The sequence below is a fragment of the Fibrobacter sp. UWH5 genome (genome assembly GCF_900142505.1).
In the GTDB taxonomy this organism is placed as follows: domain Bacteria; phylum Fibrobacterota; class Fibrobacteria; order Fibrobacterales; family Fibrobacteraceae; genus Fibrobacter.
Genome location: NZ_FRBB01000026.1, coordinates 1 through 17,365 on the forward strand (window position 1 = coordinate 1; position 17,365 = coordinate 17,365).

A 17,365-nucleotide genomic window follows, 5' to 3' on the forward strand; every position below is an offset into this window, starting at 1 on the left:
ATGAGCGTAGACATCAGCTGCCGCAAGTTTTCACGGGATTTGGGATTGTCTCGGGTGTACACGTACTTGAAGGCGCAATCCGCCAATAGAGACGCAATTTCCGTTTTGGGGGATTCGTTGTTGCCGATGATGTTTGTTGTTTTTTGTGTGGGCATACTATCTCCTATAAGAAAAAACACTTGATTAACTCAAGTGTTCAGGAGACTGTTCGTAACGCTCGGGAGGAATAATAGTTTATGTGTATTTTTTGTAAAGGGTAAAAATGTAAAAGAACTGTAAATTCAGTTGTCAAGACTATCGTGGGTGGAAGTGGTTGTATCAAAATTTGCACATACCACTCCAGGCCCGAAGAAAAGGAAATTATGGTGGACGTTATCGTGAACGGTTTGTAAGGAGTTTTTTATTTACTTATATTTCCCTCATATAAACAATCAAGGTACGCATATCGTTCATACGAGCAATGGAAAAGAAAAAGTTTGAACTAGACTTTGACGAATACATTCGTCATACGGAACCCAGTCGGCATGAAATGTCTTCTGCCTGGTCCACGGCAATTGGCTTGCAGCAGGTCGATGGGCTAACTCCTTCCAAGTACCTTTTTGAGACTGCCCGACGTAACATCGATGGCGACATTACCATTGACGAAGCTCAGAAACTGATCAACAGTTATTACGAGTCAAAGACAGAACGGAATGACGACGAAGATGATGCCGAAGAGGCTGACAAGGTTTCTGCACGCATCGCAAAAATTCTCAGCGAAAAGTCTTTCAATTTCTCGCCCTCGTACCTGATTGCGATTCACGGAAAACTATTCCAGGGAATTTATAAGTTTGCCGGAAAAATCCGAGACTACGACATTTCTAAAAAGGAATGGGTTCTGAACGGGGCATCCGTAATGTACGGGGCCGCCTTTGAACTGAAGATGGCCCTGGATTACGACTTTGAGCAGGAACGCAATTTTATCTATGGAGGCTTATCCATGGACCAAATTGTGGAACACCTGGCCTACTTTGTTTCGAGACTGTGGCAAATCCATGCCTTTGGCGAAGGCAATACGAGAACGACTGCTGTATTTACCATCAAGTACTTGCGTTCCATGGGCTTCAAGGTTTCTAACGACATTTTTGCGAAGAACTCCTGGTATTTCAGAAACGCTCTGGTCCGCGCCAACTACAAGAATCTGCAGAAGGGTATCGATAAAAATCCAGAATTCTTGGAAAAGTTCTTCCGTAACATGCTCATGGGCGAACATAATGAACTGAAAAATCGGTTCATGCATGTGGACTTTAAAGGTCAAAAACCAACGATTAATACTCAAAAACTAACGATTGGTGATAAAAAACCAACGATTGAAACGAAAAAAGCAAAGATTGAACTGGCTGTGGAAGAATCCTCGTTTAATAAGACCGCTAAGGAAAATTTGCTGAAATTTGTTTGTGGCATTGAGCTAGACGAAATTTTTGGTGTTTCTAGAGTAAGGGAAATCGTCGTCTGTGGAGCCTCATCGGCGTCGGCTGCCTTGAAAAAATTGCAAGCCCTCGATTTGATTGAACCTGTTGTGGCCCACGGCAAGGGAAAGTTCCGTTTTAAGGAATGAAAACGAAATAGTCGGATAGAATAGTATGAAAGAAAAGCCGTCAAACATTTCTTATTTTATTTCGTTTTGCATTGAGCAATATAAGAATGCGAAGCAAATTTCTGGAGCCGAAGCTATGCAGCATTTAGACAAGTATGGCGTTTTGGAATATTTGCAGGAACACTTTGAAGTTTTGCATACACAAAGTGCCGCATGGCTTGTGGAAGAAATCGATGAGTTTATTGCAGTTCGTCAGGGAGGGGTAAAATGAATTTGGAAGTGAACCAGAAAAATCTTTACTTGCTTCTGCCTTCCAAACTCTCCTGGATGGCTGAAATGCTTGCGGAAGATTCAAACATTGAACCTGTAGAAGCTCTCAAAAAACTCTATCTTTCGAAAACCTACAGCGAGCTGGAACAAGAAAACACCAAGATGTGGCACCTCGGCCCTGTGGCACTTTATCAGGAATATATTGAAATGCACCCAAGAGAACTCTGCGGGATATCTGCGGGAATCTCTGGGAGGTCCTTGGAGAATCTGTTAGAATCTTTTAAGGCTCTGTCTGATCCTGCGAATCGTCCGTCTCGTTGGACAAGTTCTTCGCTTGGTTGGACATGTGGTTTGCACGGAGACATCCCCTGTACCTAGAAATATTTGTTCTATAATGCGGATTATGTAAACTAAATAATCTAAAATAAAATTGTAGCGATGCGACAAATTTTTCCACGTAGTGCGAAGGATTTTTCCACGCTTCCCCATGATTTTACAGGAGCCAGCCGCGAACGCGCTGGCCTATTTCATGCCTAGACTTCAGCAAGACCCTACCAAGGATTCTGAAGATTCCCTGGGCCTGTCATAAGCGAAAATTGACGAATTCAAGCAAATTTCGGCAATTCTAGGCCTCCGCGCCAATATCTGCCAAGGTCTTGCTAGACCTCTGAGAAGGCTCCTGACAGAGTCTTTCGAGGATCCTGTGAAGGTCTTGTAGGATGGTTTTGAGGCCGGCTGTACCGACGGTGCAAAGGTTTTTCCACGTTTTTGAACTGTTTTGGCCAGTTTCCCGTGGAATTCGTCCGCGCTCACCGTGGAAATTCCCCCTGCATTGAAAATAAAAATTTGGCTTTTGAATTTTTTGCAAAAGGGATTGCATTCTGGAGAGTTTTATACACCTGTAAAGGAAATATCTTTGTCTCGTGGTGATAACGATGTTTGGAGATAAAGATGTTTGGAAAACTCTTGTCGGTTTCTTCCCTGTTGGTTTTGGCTGGGACAGCGTTAGCTCAGCAACCAATAATCACGACTAACTACACGGCAGACCCGGCTCCCATGGTGCATGGGGATACGCTCTACCTTTACACGACCCACGACGAAGATGACGCCGAAGGGTTCGTGATGTACGATTGGCTGTTGCATACTTCCACGGACATGGTCAATTGGACGAGCCACGGGGCCGTTGCTTCCTTGGACGACATCAAGTGGAGCACAAGAACTAACGGCGCCTGGGCTGAACAGGTTGTGGAACGCGATGGCAAGTGGTTCATGTACGTTCCTATTCACGGTAATGGAATTTCCGTCTTGGTGGCGGACAATCCCTACGGCCCCTTTAAGGAACCTCTGAACAAGGCCTTGGTTTGGCAGCGCGAACATTGGAACGATATCGACCCCACCGTATGGGTTGACGATGACGGTCAGGCCTACATGTACTGGGGCAATCCGGATCTCTACATGATCAAGCTTAACGAAGATATGATCAGCACTTCCGGCAATATTGTTACCCACCCCAAGGTCAAAGATTACCAGGAAGGCCCTTGGTTCTACAAGCACGACAGCCATTATTACATGGCCTTTGCTTCCACTTGTTGTGCCGAAGGTATCGGTTATGCCGTGAGCGACTCCCCCACGGGTCCCTGGACTTACAAGGGCGACATTATGCCCCATTCCTCCCGCAGCAACGGAAACCATCCGGGTATTATTGATTATAAGGGAAAATCCTACGTCTTTGGCCATCATTATCAACTTTGGCATCAAAAATCCGACAAAATGGGCCTAAAATTCCAGCATAAGGAACGCCGTTCTGTTGGCGTTGCCGAAATGAAGTATAATGCCGACGGTACTATCCAGAAGATCGACTGGTGGCCGGATAATGGCGTGGCCCAGCTGGAAGATTTCAATCCCTATAAGCGTGTAGAGGCCGAAACCATGTCCTGGGGCGAAGAAGTGAAGGTCCGCAAGAGCGGTGCCGCCGGCAATACGGTTCTCACCAATCTTACCGACGGCAAGTACACCAAGATCAGCGGCGTGGAATTCGGTGACGCCGGTGCAGAATCTTTCTCAGCCTCTGTCTTGACGGTAAAGAAGGCGTCCTCCGTTACGGTTCGCCTGGACAAGGTGGATGGCCCCGTGGTTGCCAAGGCTGAATTTTCCAAGGACGGCCTTGTGACTGTGCCTGCCGAAGGAGCTGTTGGCAAGCATGACGTATTCTTCATGTTCGCTGGAGATTTCGAGGCTGATTACTGGGAATTTGAAGACAGCAAGGCTGCGGTTCCCCAGGGCCCATTCTGCGAAGCTTTGCTGAAGGATCCCGAAGCCAAGTGCGAATTGCCGGTTATCGGAGCAACGATCGAAGGCCAGAAGAACATCATCGAATTCGAAAACTACGATGTGGGCGGCGCCGGCAAGGCCTACTACGACATGGATACAGAAAACAAGGGTGGAAAGTACCGCGAAGATCGGGTTGACGTGGTTGCCATCAAGAGCGAAAATGGCGATGGTTATGCCGTCGGTTACACCCAGAAGGGCGAATGGCTGGAATACACCGTGAATGTGGAAGTTGACGAAGCCCTCCCCTACGAGATTTCCTACGCGACCGGCATGGAGCGCGCCGGTATCCAGCTCTTCATGGATGACGAACCTATCACCGAGGAACTGGAACTGGTGGGAACCGGAGATTTCGACGTGTACACCACATTCAAGGGCAAGACTACCAAGGAACTGGCCAAGGGCGAGCATGTGCTCAAGGTTCTAATGACGACCGACTATGTCAATCTTGACAAGATTGCTTTTGGCACTGCGGAACTCCATACAGACTTTTTGATGGAATCCCCTAGACTGGCAAAGAGGGGATTGCATGAATTCAAGGTCTTTGACCTGATGGGACATCAGCTTGGAATGTTCAAGCTGAACGATGCATCCCTGGTTGTTGATTTTAAGACGGAACTGAGAAACGCCGGATTCAATAATGGAGTTTACATAGTCCGATACGCCTCGGGACGGGCTTTAAGAATCAACTTGGAACGATAATTTAACCTTTCCGTTATTTATCCCACTGGGGCTGCGCACTTCCCCGGTGGGACTTTTTTTACTGAAAACACTACTATCATGTTTGATTGTAATGTGCCGGATTTTCCGGCGGCATGAATTTAGCAAGGTTGACGTCTTTTGAGGGCATTTTTTGGGGTTGGACGTTCACTTTGCAAACAGTTGTTTGCAAAATTCTTCATTTTTTTATAAAAAATCCCATTCCTAGCTTGATTTCGTCATTGTTTCAAATAGAAACACTTGGTGTTGCGTTGGGGGTTGGCACGTTTTTTGCAAAATAAAGGGCGAAATTTAAACACAAGGAATTAATATGGCCGACGAAAATTTGCAGGAACCCTCCGCTGAAGAACGCGCAAAGTTTGAAGAAGATGTACTTAAGGCAGCCCAGGACGCCATGAAAATGGAAGCCGAGGCCAATGCCGAAGCCAGTTCCGAAGAAGCATCCGCAACCCAGGACTCCCCTGCCGACGCCCAGGCTTCTGAAACGGCTGAACCTGCCGCAGAACAGGCTCCCTCCGCCGAGGATTCCCTGAAGGCTGAACTTGCTGCCGCCAACGACCGCAACCTGCGTCTGATGGCTGAATTCGACAACTTCCGCCGCCGCAGCGCCCGCGAACAGCTTGAAATTATTGAAACCGCCAACGGCAAGCTCCTGGAAAAGCTTTCCGAAGTGCTGGATAACTTCGAACGCGCCTTTGCCGCCGAAAACAAGGCCAAGGACCTGGATACCTTTGAAAAGGGCATGCAGATGATCCACGACCAGTTTGCCAAGGTTCTCACCGACGCTGGTCTCGAACAGCTGGACCCCACCGGCCAGGAATTCGACCCCAACTGCCACGAAGCCCTGATGCAGCAGCCTTCCGAAGAAATCCCCGAAAATCACGTGGTGACGGTCTTTATGAAGGGTTACAAACTGAAAAATAAGATCCTGAAGCCCGCCAAGGTGATTGTTTCATCTGGCAAGGCATAATAAGGAATTGTTTCAAATTAAAACGTTTTGCTGTTTGGCACGGAATTTGCATTTAGTTCGGCGAAACAGATTGGTTCGCAAAATGAACCACAAGAGATTTAAATAGGAGACTCAAAAATGAGCAAGATTATTGGTATCGACCTTGGTACAACTAACAGCTGCGTTTCCGTTATGGAAGGTGGCAAGCCGGTAGTGATCGCTAACGCAGAAGGTTTCCGCACTACCCCGTCTATCGTCGCATTCGGCAAGACTGGCGAACGTCTCGTTGGTCACGTTGCTAAGCGTCAGGCAATTACCAACCCCGAAAAGACTATCTACTCCATCAAACGCTTCATGGGCCGCTCTGCTGGCGAATGCTCCGCTGTAGAAAAGAACATGCCCTACAAGCTGGTGGGTTCCGGTTCCGATCCCATCCGCGTGCAGATTGACGACAAGCAGTTCGCTCCTCCTGAAATTTCCGCAGCAGTTCTTCAGACCATGAAGAAGATTGCAGAAGACTACCTGGGCGAAACCGTTTCCCAGGCTGTGATTACCGTTCCGGCATACTTCAACGACGCTCAGCGTCAGGCTACTAAGGACGCAGGTAAGATCGCTGGCCTCGAAGTTCTCCGTATCGTGAACGAACCGACCGCTGCAGCCCTCGCCTACGGCCTCGACTCCAAGAAGAGCGAAAAGGTTGCCGTGTATGACCTTGGTGGTGGTACCTTCGATATCTCCATCTTGGAAATCGACGACGGTATGTTCTCTGTGAAGTCCACCAACGGCGACACCATGCTGGGTGGTGACAACTTCGACGAAGTGATCATCGACTGGATCAACGACGAATTCAAGAAGGAAAATCCGTCCATCGACCTGAAGAAGGACAAGATGGCTCTCCAGCGTTTGAAGGATGCTGCTGAAAAGGCAAAGATCGACCTTTCCGCTACCACTTCTACCAACATCAACCTCCCCTTCATCACCGCTGACGCTACTGGCCCGAAGCACTTGGACCTGACCCTCAGCCGTGCAAAGTTCGACCAGCTGACCGCTCACCTTGTTGAACGTTCTATGGAACCCTGCCGCAAGGCTATCGCCGACTCTGGCCTGTCTCTGTCTGAAATCGACGAAGTGATTCTGGTTGGTGGTTCTACCCGTATCCCGGCCGTTCAGGAAGCTGTTAAGAAGTACTTCGGTAAGGAACCCAACAAGACTGTGAACCCCGACGAAGTTGTGGCAATCGGTGCTGCAGTTCAGGGCGCAGTTCTTAGCGGCGACTCCGCTGTGAAGGACGTGCTCCTCCTCGACGTTACCCCGCTTTCTCTGGGTATCGAAACTCTCGGTGGCGTCATGACCAAGCTCATCGACCGTAACACCACCATCCCCACCAAGAAGAGCCAGGTGTTCTCTACCGCTGAAGACAACCAGCCGGCAGTGACCATCCATGTTCTCCAGGGTGAACGTGAATTTGCTCGCGACAACCGTACCCTCGGTAAGTTCGACCTCACCGACCTCCCGAAGAAGCCCCGCGGCGTTCCTCAGATCGAAGTGACCTTCGACATCGACGCTAACGGTATCGTCCACGTTTCCGCTAAGGATAAGGAAACCGGTAAGGAACAGTCCATCAAGATTACTTCCTCCAGTGGCCTCTCCGAAGACGAAATCAACAAGATGGTGAAGGACGCCGAAGCAAACGCTGCCAAGGATAAGGAACAGCGCGAACTGGTGGACGTCAAGAACCAGGCCGAACAGATGGCTTACCAGGTCGAAGCTCAGCTCAAGGAAGTTGGCGACAAGCTGCCGGCCGACACCAAGGCTCAGATTGAAGCTGCTATCCAGGAAATCAAGGACAAGAAGGACAACGGCACCAAGGAAGAAATCAAGGCCGCTATGGACAAGCTCCAGAACATGATGAGCTCCATGGCTCAGGCTGCTGGCGCTGCCGGTGCACAGCCGGGTCCTCAGCCGGGTGCTTCTGAACAGCCGAAGTCCGACAAGAAGAACGACGGTCCGGAAGTTGTCGACGCTGAAGTTGTTGACTAATTAACAGGTACGAGGTCGCTCGCAAGCTCGCTTTCAGGGCGCTACGCTTTGAGGTATGAGCTGTGAGCAGGCCTTGCAAATGGTGTTTTCCTGTCTTTTTGAGGCAGGAACACCTTTTTGCTATAAAGTTCTAAATAACCTCAAAGCACCGTAAGGTGCGACCTCATTGCTCAAAGGGAGCCGAAGGTGACCGACCTGAAAGCTCCGAAGGAGCGAGCTATATGGCAGATAAAAGAGATTATTACGAAGTTCTAGGCGTCGGTAAGGACGCAAGTGCTGACGAAATCAAGCACGCTTATAAGAAGCTTGCCATTAAGTACCATCCGGATAAGAACCCGGGTGACAAGGAAGCTGAAGAAAAGTTCAAGGAAGCTGCTGAAGCTTACGACGTGCTCTCTAATCCGGAAAAGCGCAAGAACTACGACCAGTTCGGCTTTAACGCTCCTGGTGGCGGTTTCGGCGGTGGCGGATTTGGCGGCGGTGGCTTCGGAAGCTTCGAAGACATCTTCAGCCAGTTTGGCGATATCTTTGGCGGTGGCTTTGGTTTTGGCGGCGGTGGCCGTGGTCGTAGCCGTAAGGCAGGCCCTCCCCGCGGAAACGATTTGCAGATCAAGGTTGCTTTGAGCTACAAGGAAATCTTCGAAGGTTGCACCAAGAAGGTTCGCCTGAAGCGCTATACTCCCTGTACCGAATGTAACGGCAAGGGTGGCGAAAATGTTACTGAATGTAGCACTTGCCACGGCACCGGCCGAGTACGTCGTGCAACGGGCGGTTTCTTCCAGATGATTTCTGAAAGTGCCTGCCCCACTTGTAACGGTATGGGCGAAGTCATTGCAAAGCCTTGTTCCAACTGCCGTGGCGAAGGCCGTGTGCAGGAAACCGAAGAAATCTCCATCAAGATTCCGGCAGGTGTTTCTGAAGGCCAGTACCTGAATCTCCGTGGCGAAGGTAACTGCGGTCCTCGTGGCGGTGCTTGCGGCGACTTGCTTGCCGTAGTGACGGAAAAGCCCGATGACTTCTACACCCGCGAAGGCGATGACCTGCACTGTGAAGTGAAGGTTCCCGTACATCGCCTGGTTCTTGGCGGTACCCAGCGCATTCCTACTCTGGAAGGCGACGAAGTGCAGATCAAGATTGCAGCCGGCACTCAGGCTGGCAGCATCCTACGTCTCCGTGAACAGGGACTGTACCCGCTGAACAAGCGTGGAGACCGCGGAAGCCTCTACGTCGAAATCGGCGTTGAAATTCCCAAGGATCTTTCCAAAGAAGAAAAGGAACTCTACCAGAAGCTGGCCGAACTCCGCAAGGACAAGGAAACCGCCCAGGAAGAGAGCTTCCTCGAAAAGATGAAGAACCTGTTCAAGTAACACTTTTAGGTGTCATCCTGAGCGAAGTCGAAGGATCTAGTTATAAAGTCCCCGAGGCAATAAAAGCCCCGGGGTTTTTTTATGGTTAGATTTTATTTTTATGAGTAACACATCTCTTACCTATTGGTGTTTAATAGAGGTAAGTGAGCAGGATTGTTATGAAAATTTTGATTTTGAATGCTAGCCCCCGCCCTAAGGGAAACATCAGCTCCATGCTTCGCGTCATGGAAGACATGCTTGTCGCCAGCGGTGCAGAAGTGGAATTTATTGATGTCTGCAAGTTGCAGGTTCGCCCCTGCATCGGTTGCATGAAATGCCGCAGTGAACGCAAATGCGTTCTGGCAGAAGATGATTCCCAAAAAGTTCTATGCAAGATTCAGGAATGCGATGGACTGATTGTGGGCTCTCCTTGCTATTGGGGGAATATGACGGGGCAGCTGAAGGTGTTGTTTGACCGAATGGCCTACGGCATGTTGGATGACAGCGGGCATGGATTCCCCAAACCTTTATTGAAAGGTAAGAAGGCTGTTATTGTAAGCACCAGTACTACCCCGTGGCCCTTTAACGTTTTGTTTAAGCAGACCTCTGGCGCGGTGCGGGCCATCAAGGAAGTGATCGGCTGGAGCGGTTTCAAGATTGTGGGCTCCGTGCAGAAAGGCGGCACCCATATGCGCCAGGGCTTGACTGATAGCGAGATTATGAAATGCCGGAAGGCGGCAAGAAAACTACTTTGATTGAAGATGCCATCCTACCCCCTGTATTGGGGGGGAGGTGCTAGAATGTTGATGGCGGTCTAAATGAGCGAAAGTTCTATTTGGACCGCCGTTTTTTTTCACTTTTTAAACATGTTGGCTGTCTAAAAACGAAATTTAAGGGGTTAGACAGCCATTTCCCCTTCTGAAGTATTTCTGTAAAGTGTAAAATGATGTTTTTTCTGGTTTGTAAGTGAGTAAATGGCGGTCCATATTTCATTTTTTTTGATTTGGACCGCCACCCTTCAAAATTTTAGCTGAAAAATTGGCGGTCTAAATGGGCAAAACGTATTGTTTGGACCGCCAGAATCAGCGTTTGAACGAATTAGAAGTAACGATTTAAAATAGAAATGTGTGAATTAAATTAGCGAACAACCTTCAAGTACATGCTGCGGCCGGATTGGTTCCGGAGTTGTACGATGTAGCCTTTGCGAGGGGCGTTGCCCAAGGGTATAGTGGCAGGGCCGTTAATCTGGCGACGGGTCAGCAGAACACCTTGCAGGTCATGGATTGTCAATTGCATGGGCTGAACTGGAGCAGTGATATGCAGGTCTCCCCCGCTTCTTGATACATGAATGAATTGCGGTGTAGCTTGCAGAACGATGATTGAATTCGTGGTGTCGCGACCAGTCGTATCGACAACGGAGGTGTCGGCGGTACTTGTATCCACCACACTTGTATCGGGTTCCACAAACGGGTGTTCCGGATCGTTCACCACCAGCTTGAAGGTCATCTTGCTTTCGCAACCGGAGCCATTGACGAATGTGGTCTTGTAGTAACCACTGTTCTGCCACTGTAAATTCTTGAAGCGGACTTCGCGACCCAAGTAATAGAAGTTATCAGGGCCACTCCAAGTCCAGCGGCCACCATCCCAAGGATGAGGGCCAATAACCAGAGAATCACCGGGATTGACTGTAATTTCTGTAGTTTCGTTCCAGCTGCCATCGTGAATCTTGACGTAAGGAATAATGGTATCTGCAGCACATTTTCCTTCGCCCTTCACACCATCAATAATCATGGTAACCATGGATTGGGCCGCGGCGGTAACATTCAGCGAACCACCCGAGATAGCGATGTCAGCATCTGCCTTCAATGCGGCAGGCAAGGTAAAGCGATTGACTTTTGCCTTGGTTCCTACGGCGTCAAACTTGCTCAAATCAAAGGTGTATTTCGCATCGGTGTTGCCAGTATTCAATACCACCAGCACCAAGGAACCGTCTTCGCGGATAGCTGCCAGGGTGTTGCTGTTGTCGCTATCGATAAAGCGGGAGCCTGGGCGAATGGCTCGACTAAAGGCGGCGTGCATGTAATAACGGGGTGCATAGCTAAAAGTCTGGCTCTTGTGATTTGCTGTAATGGTGCGCCAGTTCTCCGCCGGGTCAGAAAGCTGCCAATCCACCCAAGCGCTGGCGTGCATGTCTCGCAAGTCGTGGAGAATCACGTCCGCCATCCAGAGGGTAATATCCAAGTCGCCGCTACGATGGAGTGGGCCGGATTCAGACTGCCAAATACGCTTGTCGTTGGCAAAGGCGGCGTTATACAGCTTGCCGCGGGAATCGTAGCCGGAATAGCTGTGAGTGTTCACCTGGAACATATAGGATTTTGCTTCGTCGCTATAGCTGTTGAAGCGGGCCAAGGCGTCACCGATGTTGGATTCGTCGGCGGCACTGACGGAAGTTTCCGGGAAGAGTCCCTTTTTCTTGAGGGCCTTCCCCAGTTCCACAATCATTTCGGACTGTTTGTTCTTGAAGCCACAGCCTTCCTGGTCGCCGTTGGCCTTCCACCAGCCAGCACTAGGTTCGTTGAAAGGTTCCACAGTGCGGAAGGTGATGCCCCATTCTTCCTTGAAATGCTTTGCCACTTCGGAAAGGTAGTCGGCGAAATCGTCAAAGTAGTCGGACTTCAGGTTGTCTGCGCCGTTGACGCCACCAGAAACGCAGCCGCTGTTGGTCATCCACCAGGGAGGGGAATTGGAGAAAGCTTCGAAAATGGGATTCTTTACCTTCTTGGCTAGGCCGAAAAGGATGTTTCGTTGGGTGGGGTCTGCGGTCCAGTCGAAATCGCCTTTTTCAGTGGGCTTGTACCCGGGAATTGCGGCTCCCCCGTCGCCCTTGGTCAGGTGATTATGTCCTGGTTGGTCTCCCCCGCCGATATTGTAACGGAAAATGTTGTAGCCCAGGCCCGAATCCGGGTCTGCAATGGCTCCCAAAAGTTTGGTGTAATTAGCTTCGCTCCAGCCGCCGGCCAGTTCCGCCCACCAGCAAAGACTAGTTCCCCAGCCTTCGAAATGCTGGTACTTTTTGCCAGGATCCACCACAACCTTGGTCTGTGCGTTTGCCCCGCCAAAAGCGAGAGCCGTAAACACAGCCGCCCCAATAAACTTTTTACCCAATCTCATGAACATAAAAATCTATTATTTTCTTCTAAAACGGATAAAAAATATGCCTCCCCCATGGACAAATTATCCTATCAAAATGTTCTTTTGGTTTACTAGAGCGCCTTATAAAACATATATTCCCATTAAGCAAGGCATTTGCCGCGCAGATAGGTTGGGTTTTTATGAATTTTAAGAGGTTTTTGATTGGTTTTGGCGTGTGTGCCTCGGTTTTTGGAGTTGCTAGCGCTGCCAGCGTCTCGGATTGTGCGTCCAATTTGAAAATTGACGGTGTTCTGACCAATCTTTATAAGGATTTGAAGTTGCCAGCCAACGGTTCGGGGATTTCTGGCTGCGAGAACATGCGTTTTTACTGGACCTCCAGCGATACCACCTTTTTGAAGAACGACGGAACTATTGCGGCCCGATTGATCGGCGAAAACCATGTGGTGCAGCTGTCCGTGAACATCACCGACGGAACCCAGTTCGAAACCAAGAAGTTCGACGTTTCCATTCACGGTTACGAACCCTATTCCAACTATCTTTTCATTTATTTCCCGGCCAACGACAACGAGAATATCTATTACGCCATCAGTAACGACGGTTACAATTTTACTGCCATGAATGGTGGCAAGCGAGTGGTGGCCGCCGATACGGTTGCCCTGAAGAAGGGACTTCGCGACCCTCATATTTTGCGCGCCCCCGATGGCTATTTCTACATGGTAAATACCGACATGAAGAGTGCCGAAGGTTGGTCGAGCAATCGCGGCATGGTGCTGATGCGCTCCAAGGATCTGGTCAGCTGGACTCACAGTACGGTTCATTTCCCGGACAAGTACAAGGGTACTAGTTTTGCCAACGTGACTCGCGTGTGGGCTCCCGAAACTATCTGGGACAAGGATTATCAAAATGCCGACGGCAGCAAGGGCCGCCTGATGATTTATTTCTCCTTGCTGACCAACGACGGAACCATTCCCTACGATAAGGTTTATTACCTGTACGCCAACGACGACTTTACCGATGTGCTGGGCAAGCCCACCTATTTCTTTGACCGCGGTTCCGCCACCATCGATATGGACATCGTCTACAACGATAACGACGGACTTTACCACGCCTTCTTCAAGAACGAGGGCGACGGCGGCATTTGCAAGACTACAGCCAAGACTTTGACGGCCCCCGCTGGCAAGGAAGGCTCCCAGTGGAGCAAGCCCAGCGGCACTCTGCAGCAGACCAAGGAAGCGGTGGAAGGCGCAGGCGTCTTTAAGCTGATCAATCAGGATTCCTGGATTCTCATGTACGACTGCTACATGAACGGTCATTATCAATTTACCAGCAGCCCGGACCTGACCAACTTTACCTTTGTGCAAGACACCAAGATGGCGGGGGCATTCACTCCTCGCCACGGCACGGTGCTGCCCATTACCGCCGAAGAAACGGCTGCCCTGATGAAGGCCTTCCCCACTGCGGATTTCGAGCCCAAGGTGATTGATATTCCTGAAACTGTTGCCAAGTTGGATGACGGCCAGGTGGCTGTGAAGCCTTGCTCCGGCACAAAAATTGTGCCTTATGTAAAGGTGGGTGACAGTTGGACAGAGACTACAGACCTTTTGGTAGAACCGGGTAGCAGCATTACCTTTGGCCCCCATCCTTGGGACGGGAAGATTTGGAGTTGGAGCGGTCCTGCGGAATTTGGTGCAACCACCCGCGAAGTCGCCCTGAATGATTTGCAGTGGCAGAACAGCGGCATTTACACCGTGGAATATACCAATGAAACGGGCTGCAAGAGCTATGAGAAAATCAAGGTTGTGGTAAACGATCCGGAACACCCCTATGTGGAACCGGAGGAACCTGACACAACGCTCGCCGATACAACGGAAAGTATTGGCCGCTGGAACGTAGAATTCTCCGCAGTTCCTGTTCGTGTCCAATATTTCAACATGAACGGAAAACTGCTGCCCGGAAAGCCCAGGCAGCCTGGTATGTACCTCCGCAGGGAATTCTTGAATAACGGACAAGTTCATACTCAAAGAATCCGTCAATAAGGTACATTTAGAAAACGCAATAAAACCGCTCGCGAGTTCAGCTGAATTCGCGGGCTTTTTGTTGCCTCGTGGGAGGCGTCAAAAACGAATCGTTTTACGATCTACTTTTCTTCTGCGGCGTCCTTAGACTTTGCTACAGACGCTGATGCTACATGCTTTCGCCTGGGAACGAGGTGCCGCTTGACGGGACCATTCCCTGCATGGGTTGGCATCGCTTTCGCCTTTGCCGAGAGAGTGTTCGTGACGTGGGTTTCACCCACGGATTCGCATTGACCGGTAAATAGGTGATGGTTCATTGCCATATGTATTTAAAAGATACTACACATTTTCCAGATGTCAACTTTTGAAGGACATTTTTTTGCCGCAATAGCACGAAGAATTCAAAAAACACCTTTTTTCGGACATATCCCTTGCGTGGCTAACGAACGTTAGTTAGATTTTAGCTAACGATTATTAGCCAAAAGGAGGATGGAATGTTTATTTACTGTTTTTTTTATATATCTTTCGGTAAAAATCTTCAATGGAGTTTGAACATTCATGAGTGAAACGCTTTCTACGAAGGAAAAGATTCTTGCCACATCTCTGGATTTATTTGCAGAGAAGGGTTTTGAAGGTACGTCGGTGGATATGATTGCTGCCGCCATAGGAATTAAAGGTCCTTCGTTGTATAAGCATTTCAAGGGCAAGGCCGAAATTTTAGACGCCCTCATTACAAAGGTGAGTGGCTATTACACGACAAAGTTTGAAGACTCCGGTCATTTGGCACACCATGATCATAGAACAGATGATCTCCCCCGCTCCATAGAAGAATTGATCCATTCCACATTCGCAAGGATCAACTTTACTATGCACGATGAGACCGTCCAGAAAATGAGAAGGTTTCTGACTATTGAGCAATTTCGAAATTCAAGAATTGCAGAACTTGCAAACTTCCACAGCTATGAAGGATTGCACCAGAGATTCTCAAAGCTGTTTACGGCACTGATGAAGACAGGGCTGCTTGTGGAAGGTGACGCTAACATTATGGCTTTGGAATTTATCGCTCCAGTTTCCTTGATGATCCAGTCATACGACCGCGACCCGTCCAAGGAAAAAGAAATCGTAAAGAAAATCAAGGCTCATTTAAAGCACTTTGGCGATACTTACGGGAAGCAGTAATTATGTCCTGCAGCAATGAATTTATCGATTTCATTCAAGATGTCTTAAGTGATGTTGGCGATGTTCGTGCAAAGAAAATGTTCGGCGACTGGATGATTTATGTAGACGAAAAGCCTGTGGTTCTTGCATGCGATGACATGGCCTACGTGAAAAAATTGCCGGAAATCACAGACCTTATGGAAGAAGCGGAATGCGGAGTCCCTTATGAGGGAGCCAGGGAACATTACATCCTGGAAATGGAACAGCAGTCCCATGTTCGTGATGTAGTTCAAAAACTGGTGGAAGTCATACCAACACCGAAGAAGAAGAGAAAGTAACGAATTTCCGTTTAATAACTTCGTTATTCTTGATAATGCGTCTCGGTCATAAAAATAAACAAGTTTATTTTTGCGACGCTCGACTTAGTTATCAATTAATAACTTCGTTATTGTTGATAATCGGCTCGGAAATGCCCATGCAAGCATGGTCGCTTCACTCGCCTTAGTTATCAATTAATAAGTGTTTAAAAGGAGAATTACAATGGATCAGAATCAGAAATTTTGTCAGAGCTGCGGCATGCCTCTCACTGCAGAAGTGATGGGTTCCAACGCTGATGGCAGCAAGAACGAAGACTACTGCGTTTACTGCTACAAGGATGGCGCATTCCTTCAGAATTGCACCATGGAAGAAATGGTAGAACATTGCGCCCAGTTTGTGGACGAAGTGAACAAGCACATGCCCAAGCCCATGACCAAGGAAGAATACAGGCAGATGATGATGAATTACTTCCCCATGCTGAAGCGCTGGAAGAAATAAGGATTCTATATGTGCAACTGTTCCAAAATGATTGCAATTTGCGGTTTAAACTGCGAAACTTGTGACGCCTACATCGCCACCAAAAACAACGACAATGAACTTCGCGCCCAGACCGCAAAGAAGTGGGCCGAGATGAACAACGCTCCGGAAATCACGCCGGAAACAATCAACTGCGCTGGATGCCGCGGCAATGGTGTCAAGTTCTATTTCTGTAGTCACCTCTGCCCCATCCGAAAATGCTGTACCGAAAAGGGCTTGGAACATTGTGGCCAATGTGCTGAAATGGACCGCTGTGAAACGGTCCAGATGATTCACGGCAACAATGCCGATGCAAAAAGCAATCTTTGCGGATTGAAAAAAAATCTAAAATGAGGTGGCATTTTTTCTTTGGTCAGGTGTTTCAACAGTAAAAAGAAACATCCTCTCAGGAGAAAAAATGAAACGAGTATTTTTGGGATTGTTGGTTCTAGCTATTGGCGTAATGATGTTATTGCGAGCCATGGGAATTGAATCTTTTGACTGGTTCTTTAACATGGAATGGAAACCCTATATTTGGCCCATTGCTGTAATCCTTATCGGCATTGGGATCATTTTCCATAAGGCCCGCCATAAGCATTGCGACCACATGCGCGTTAAGGATTCTTCAGACGCCATGGACGAAAAAGGCTTCATGAAGATTGAAGCAACTCTTTCTGGTCATAAGTACAACTTGAAGGGTGAAGATTTTTCTGGAGCAAAGATTAATGCATTCCTGGGAGGAGTGTCCCTTGACCTTCGCAATGCAAACTTTGCAGACGAATCTGAAATTAAGATTGACGCCTTTATGGGTGGTGCAGAAATTTTCGTTCCCCAAGACATTCAAGTAAAGATTTACTCTTCCTGCATTTGCGGCGGCGTAAAGAATGATAAACCTGCTACCGTCACAGATTCAAGCAAGACCTTGCATATTCATGCCGAATGCCTCTTCGGCGGCGTAGACATCAAGCGTTAACGC

At 48.6% G+C, this 17,365-nt stretch carries 15 protein-coding genes and 1 pseudogene; 15 read left to right on the forward strand and 1 reads right to left on the reverse strand.

What is annotated here, in order from left to right; genetic code table 11:
- Positions 1-460: 460 nt before the first annotated feature.
- The 9 genes and pseudogenes from BUB38_RS14675 to BUB38_RS14715 all read left to right on the forward strand — a co-directional run bounded on the left by BUB38_RS14675 (position 461) and on the right by BUB38_RS14715 (position 9,984).
- On the forward strand, positions 461-1,597 hold the full coding sequence (locus BUB38_RS14675) for a Fic family protein (protein WP_073161485.1): 1,137 nt from the start codon (positions 461-463) through the stop codon (positions 1,595-1,597).
- Between the two features lie 25 nt (positions 1,598-1,622).
- Positions 1,623-1,847, forward strand: coding sequence for a DUF3791 domain-containing protein (locus BUB38_RS14680; protein WP_073161486.1), 225 nt, complete (start codon positions 1,623-1,625; stop codon positions 1,845-1,847).
- Positions 1,844-2,224 (forward strand): hypothetical protein, encoded by a 381-nt coding sequence (locus tag BUB38_RS16665; RefSeq protein ID WP_217650893.1) that lies wholly within the window; start codon positions 1,844-1,846, stop codon positions 2,222-2,224. Before BUB38_RS14680 ends, BUB38_RS16665 begins: the two co-directional genes overlap by 4 nt.
- Before the next feature lie 573 nt (positions 2,225-2,797).
- Positions 2,798-4,102, forward strand: a pseudogene (locus tag BUB38_RS17075) (family 43 glycosylhydrolase); the annotation flags it as partial.
- 165 nt (positions 4,103-4,267) lie between these two features.
- On the forward strand, positions 4,268-4,876 hold the full coding sequence (locus tag BUB38_RS17080; protein WP_371328340.1) for a carbohydrate-binding protein: 609 nt from the start codon (positions 4,268-4,270) through the stop codon (positions 4,874-4,876).
- A gap of 328 nt (positions 4,877-5,204) precedes the next feature.
- Complete coding sequence (gene grpE, locus BUB38_RS14700) at positions 5,205-5,864, forward strand: nucleotide exchange factor GrpE (protein ID WP_073161490.1); 660 nt, start codon at positions 5,205-5,207, stop codon at positions 5,862-5,864.
- A 117-nt stretch (positions 5,865-5,981) separates the two neighbouring features.
- Positions 5,982-7,883 (forward strand): molecular chaperone DnaK, encoded by a 1,902-nt coding sequence (gene dnaK, locus BUB38_RS14705; RefSeq protein WP_073161491.1) that lies wholly within the window; start codon positions 5,982-5,984, stop codon positions 7,881-7,883.
- Between the two features lie 221 nt (positions 7,884-8,104).
- The gene (gene dnaJ, locus BUB38_RS14710) at positions 8,105-9,250 is read left to right on the forward strand and encodes a molecular chaperone DnaJ (RefSeq protein WP_073161492.1); all 1,146 of its coding nucleotides are present in this window, start codon (positions 8,105-8,107) and stop codon (positions 9,248-9,250) included.
- 158 nt (positions 9,251-9,408) lie between these two features.
- Complete coding sequence (locus BUB38_RS14715; protein ID WP_073161493.1) at positions 9,409-9,984, forward strand: flavodoxin family protein; 576 nt, start codon at positions 9,409-9,411, stop codon at positions 9,982-9,984.
- Between the two features lie 382 nt (positions 9,985-10,366).
- Here BUB38_RS14715 and BUB38_RS14720 read toward each other — a convergent pair whose 3' ends face one another.
- The gene (locus tag BUB38_RS14720; RefSeq protein ID WP_254794974.1) at positions 10,367-12,406 is read right to left on the reverse strand and encodes a glycoside hydrolase family 30 protein; all 2,040 of its coding nucleotides are present in this window, start codon (positions 12,404-12,406) and stop codon (positions 10,367-10,369) included.
- A 155-nt stretch (positions 12,407-12,561) separates the two neighbouring features.
- On the opposite strand from BUB38_RS14720, the gene BUB38_RS16135 reads away from it, so the two are divergent.
- From BUB38_RS16135 to BUB38_RS14755, 6 genes are all read left to right on the forward strand, one after another.
- The gene (locus BUB38_RS16135) at positions 12,562-14,418 is read left to right on the forward strand and encodes a glycoside hydrolase family 43 protein (protein ID WP_073161494.1); all 1,857 of its coding nucleotides are present in this window, start codon (positions 12,562-12,564) and stop codon (positions 14,416-14,418) included.
- 537 nt (positions 14,419-14,955) lie between these two features.
- Positions 14,956-15,576, forward strand: coding sequence for a TetR/AcrR family transcriptional regulator (locus BUB38_RS14735; protein ID WP_073161496.1), 621 nt, complete (start codon positions 14,956-14,958; stop codon positions 15,574-15,576).
- A 2-nt stretch (positions 15,577-15,578) separates the two neighbouring features.
- Complete coding sequence (locus BUB38_RS14740; protein WP_073161497.1) at positions 15,579-15,893, forward strand: TfoX/Sxy family protein; 315 nt, start codon at positions 15,579-15,581, stop codon at positions 15,891-15,893.
- Between the two features lie 202 nt (positions 15,894-16,095).
- Entirely contained in the window at positions 16,096-16,371 is a 276-nt protein-coding gene (locus BUB38_RS14745) for a zinc ribbon domain-containing protein (RefSeq protein ID WP_073161498.1), read from the forward strand.
- 27 nt (positions 16,372-16,398) lie between these two features.
- Positions 16,399-16,743, forward strand: a complete 345-nt coding sequence (locus BUB38_RS14750) for a DUF3795 domain-containing protein (protein WP_217650894.1) — start codon at positions 16,399-16,401, stop codon at positions 16,741-16,743.
- Positions 16,744-16,807: 64 nt separating this feature from the next.
- The gene (locus BUB38_RS14755; RefSeq protein ID WP_083542251.1) at positions 16,808-17,362 is read left to right on the forward strand and encodes a LiaF domain-containing protein; all 555 of its coding nucleotides are present in this window, start codon (positions 16,808-16,810) and stop codon (positions 17,360-17,362) included.
- Positions 17,363-17,365: the final 3 nt, after the last annotated feature.

Bases quoted from the DNA above. Each gene is read 5' to 3' on its own strand.
- BUB38_RS14755 (WP_083542251.1), top strand. From the start codon at position 16,808: ATGAAACGAGTATTTTTGGGATTGTTGGTTCTAGCTATTGGCGTAATG.
- BUB38_RS14715 (WP_073161493.1), top strand. From the start codon at position 9,409: ATGAAAATTTTGATTTTGAATGCTAGCCCCCGCCCTAAGGGAAACATC.
- BUB38_RS14675 (WP_073161485.1), top strand. From the start codon at position 461: ATGGAAAAGAAAAAGTTTGAACTAGACTTTGACGAATACATTCGTCAT.
- BUB38_RS14740 (WP_073161497.1), top strand. From the start codon at position 15,579: ATGTCCTGCAGCAATGAATTTATCGATTTCATTCAAGATGTCTTAAGT.
- BUB38_RS16135 (WP_073161494.1), top strand. From the start codon at position 12,562: ATGAATTTTAAGAGGTTTTTGATTGGTTTTGGCGTGTGTGCCTCGGTT.
- grpE (WP_073161490.1), top strand. From the start codon at position 5,205: ATGGCCGACGAAAATTTGCAGGAACCCTCCGCTGAAGAACGCGCAAAG.
- BUB38_RS17080 (WP_371328340.1), top strand. From the start codon at position 4,268: ATGGATACAGAAAACAAGGGTGGAAAGTACCGCGAAGATCGGGTTGAC.
- BUB38_RS14745 (WP_073161498.1), top strand. From the start codon at position 16,096: ATGGATCAGAATCAGAAATTTTGTCAGAGCTGCGGCATGCCTCTCACT.
- dnaJ (WP_073161492.1), top strand. From the start codon at position 8,105: ATGGCAGATAAAAGAGATTATTACGAAGTTCTAGGCGTCGGTAAGGAC.
- BUB38_RS14720 (WP_254794974.1), bottom strand. From the start codon at position 12,406: ATGTTCATGAGATTGGGTAAAAAGTTTATTGGGGCGGCTGTGTTTACG.
- BUB38_RS14680 (WP_073161486.1), top strand. From the start codon at position 1,623: ATGAAAGAAAAGCCGTCAAACATTTCTTATTTTATTTCGTTTTGCATT.
- BUB38_RS14750 (WP_217650894.1), top strand. From the start codon at position 16,399: ATGATTGCAATTTGCGGTTTAAACTGCGAAACTTGTGACGCCTACATC.
- BUB38_RS16665 (WP_217650893.1), top strand. From the start codon at position 1,844: ATGAATTTGGAAGTGAACCAGAAAAATCTTTACTTGCTTCTGCCTTCC.
- BUB38_RS14735 (WP_073161496.1), top strand. From the start codon at position 14,956: ATGAGTGAAACGCTTTCTACGAAGGAAAAGATTCTTGCCACATCTCTG.
- dnaK (WP_073161491.1), top strand. From the start codon at position 5,982: ATGAGCAAGATTATTGGTATCGACCTTGGTACAACTAACAGCTGCGTT.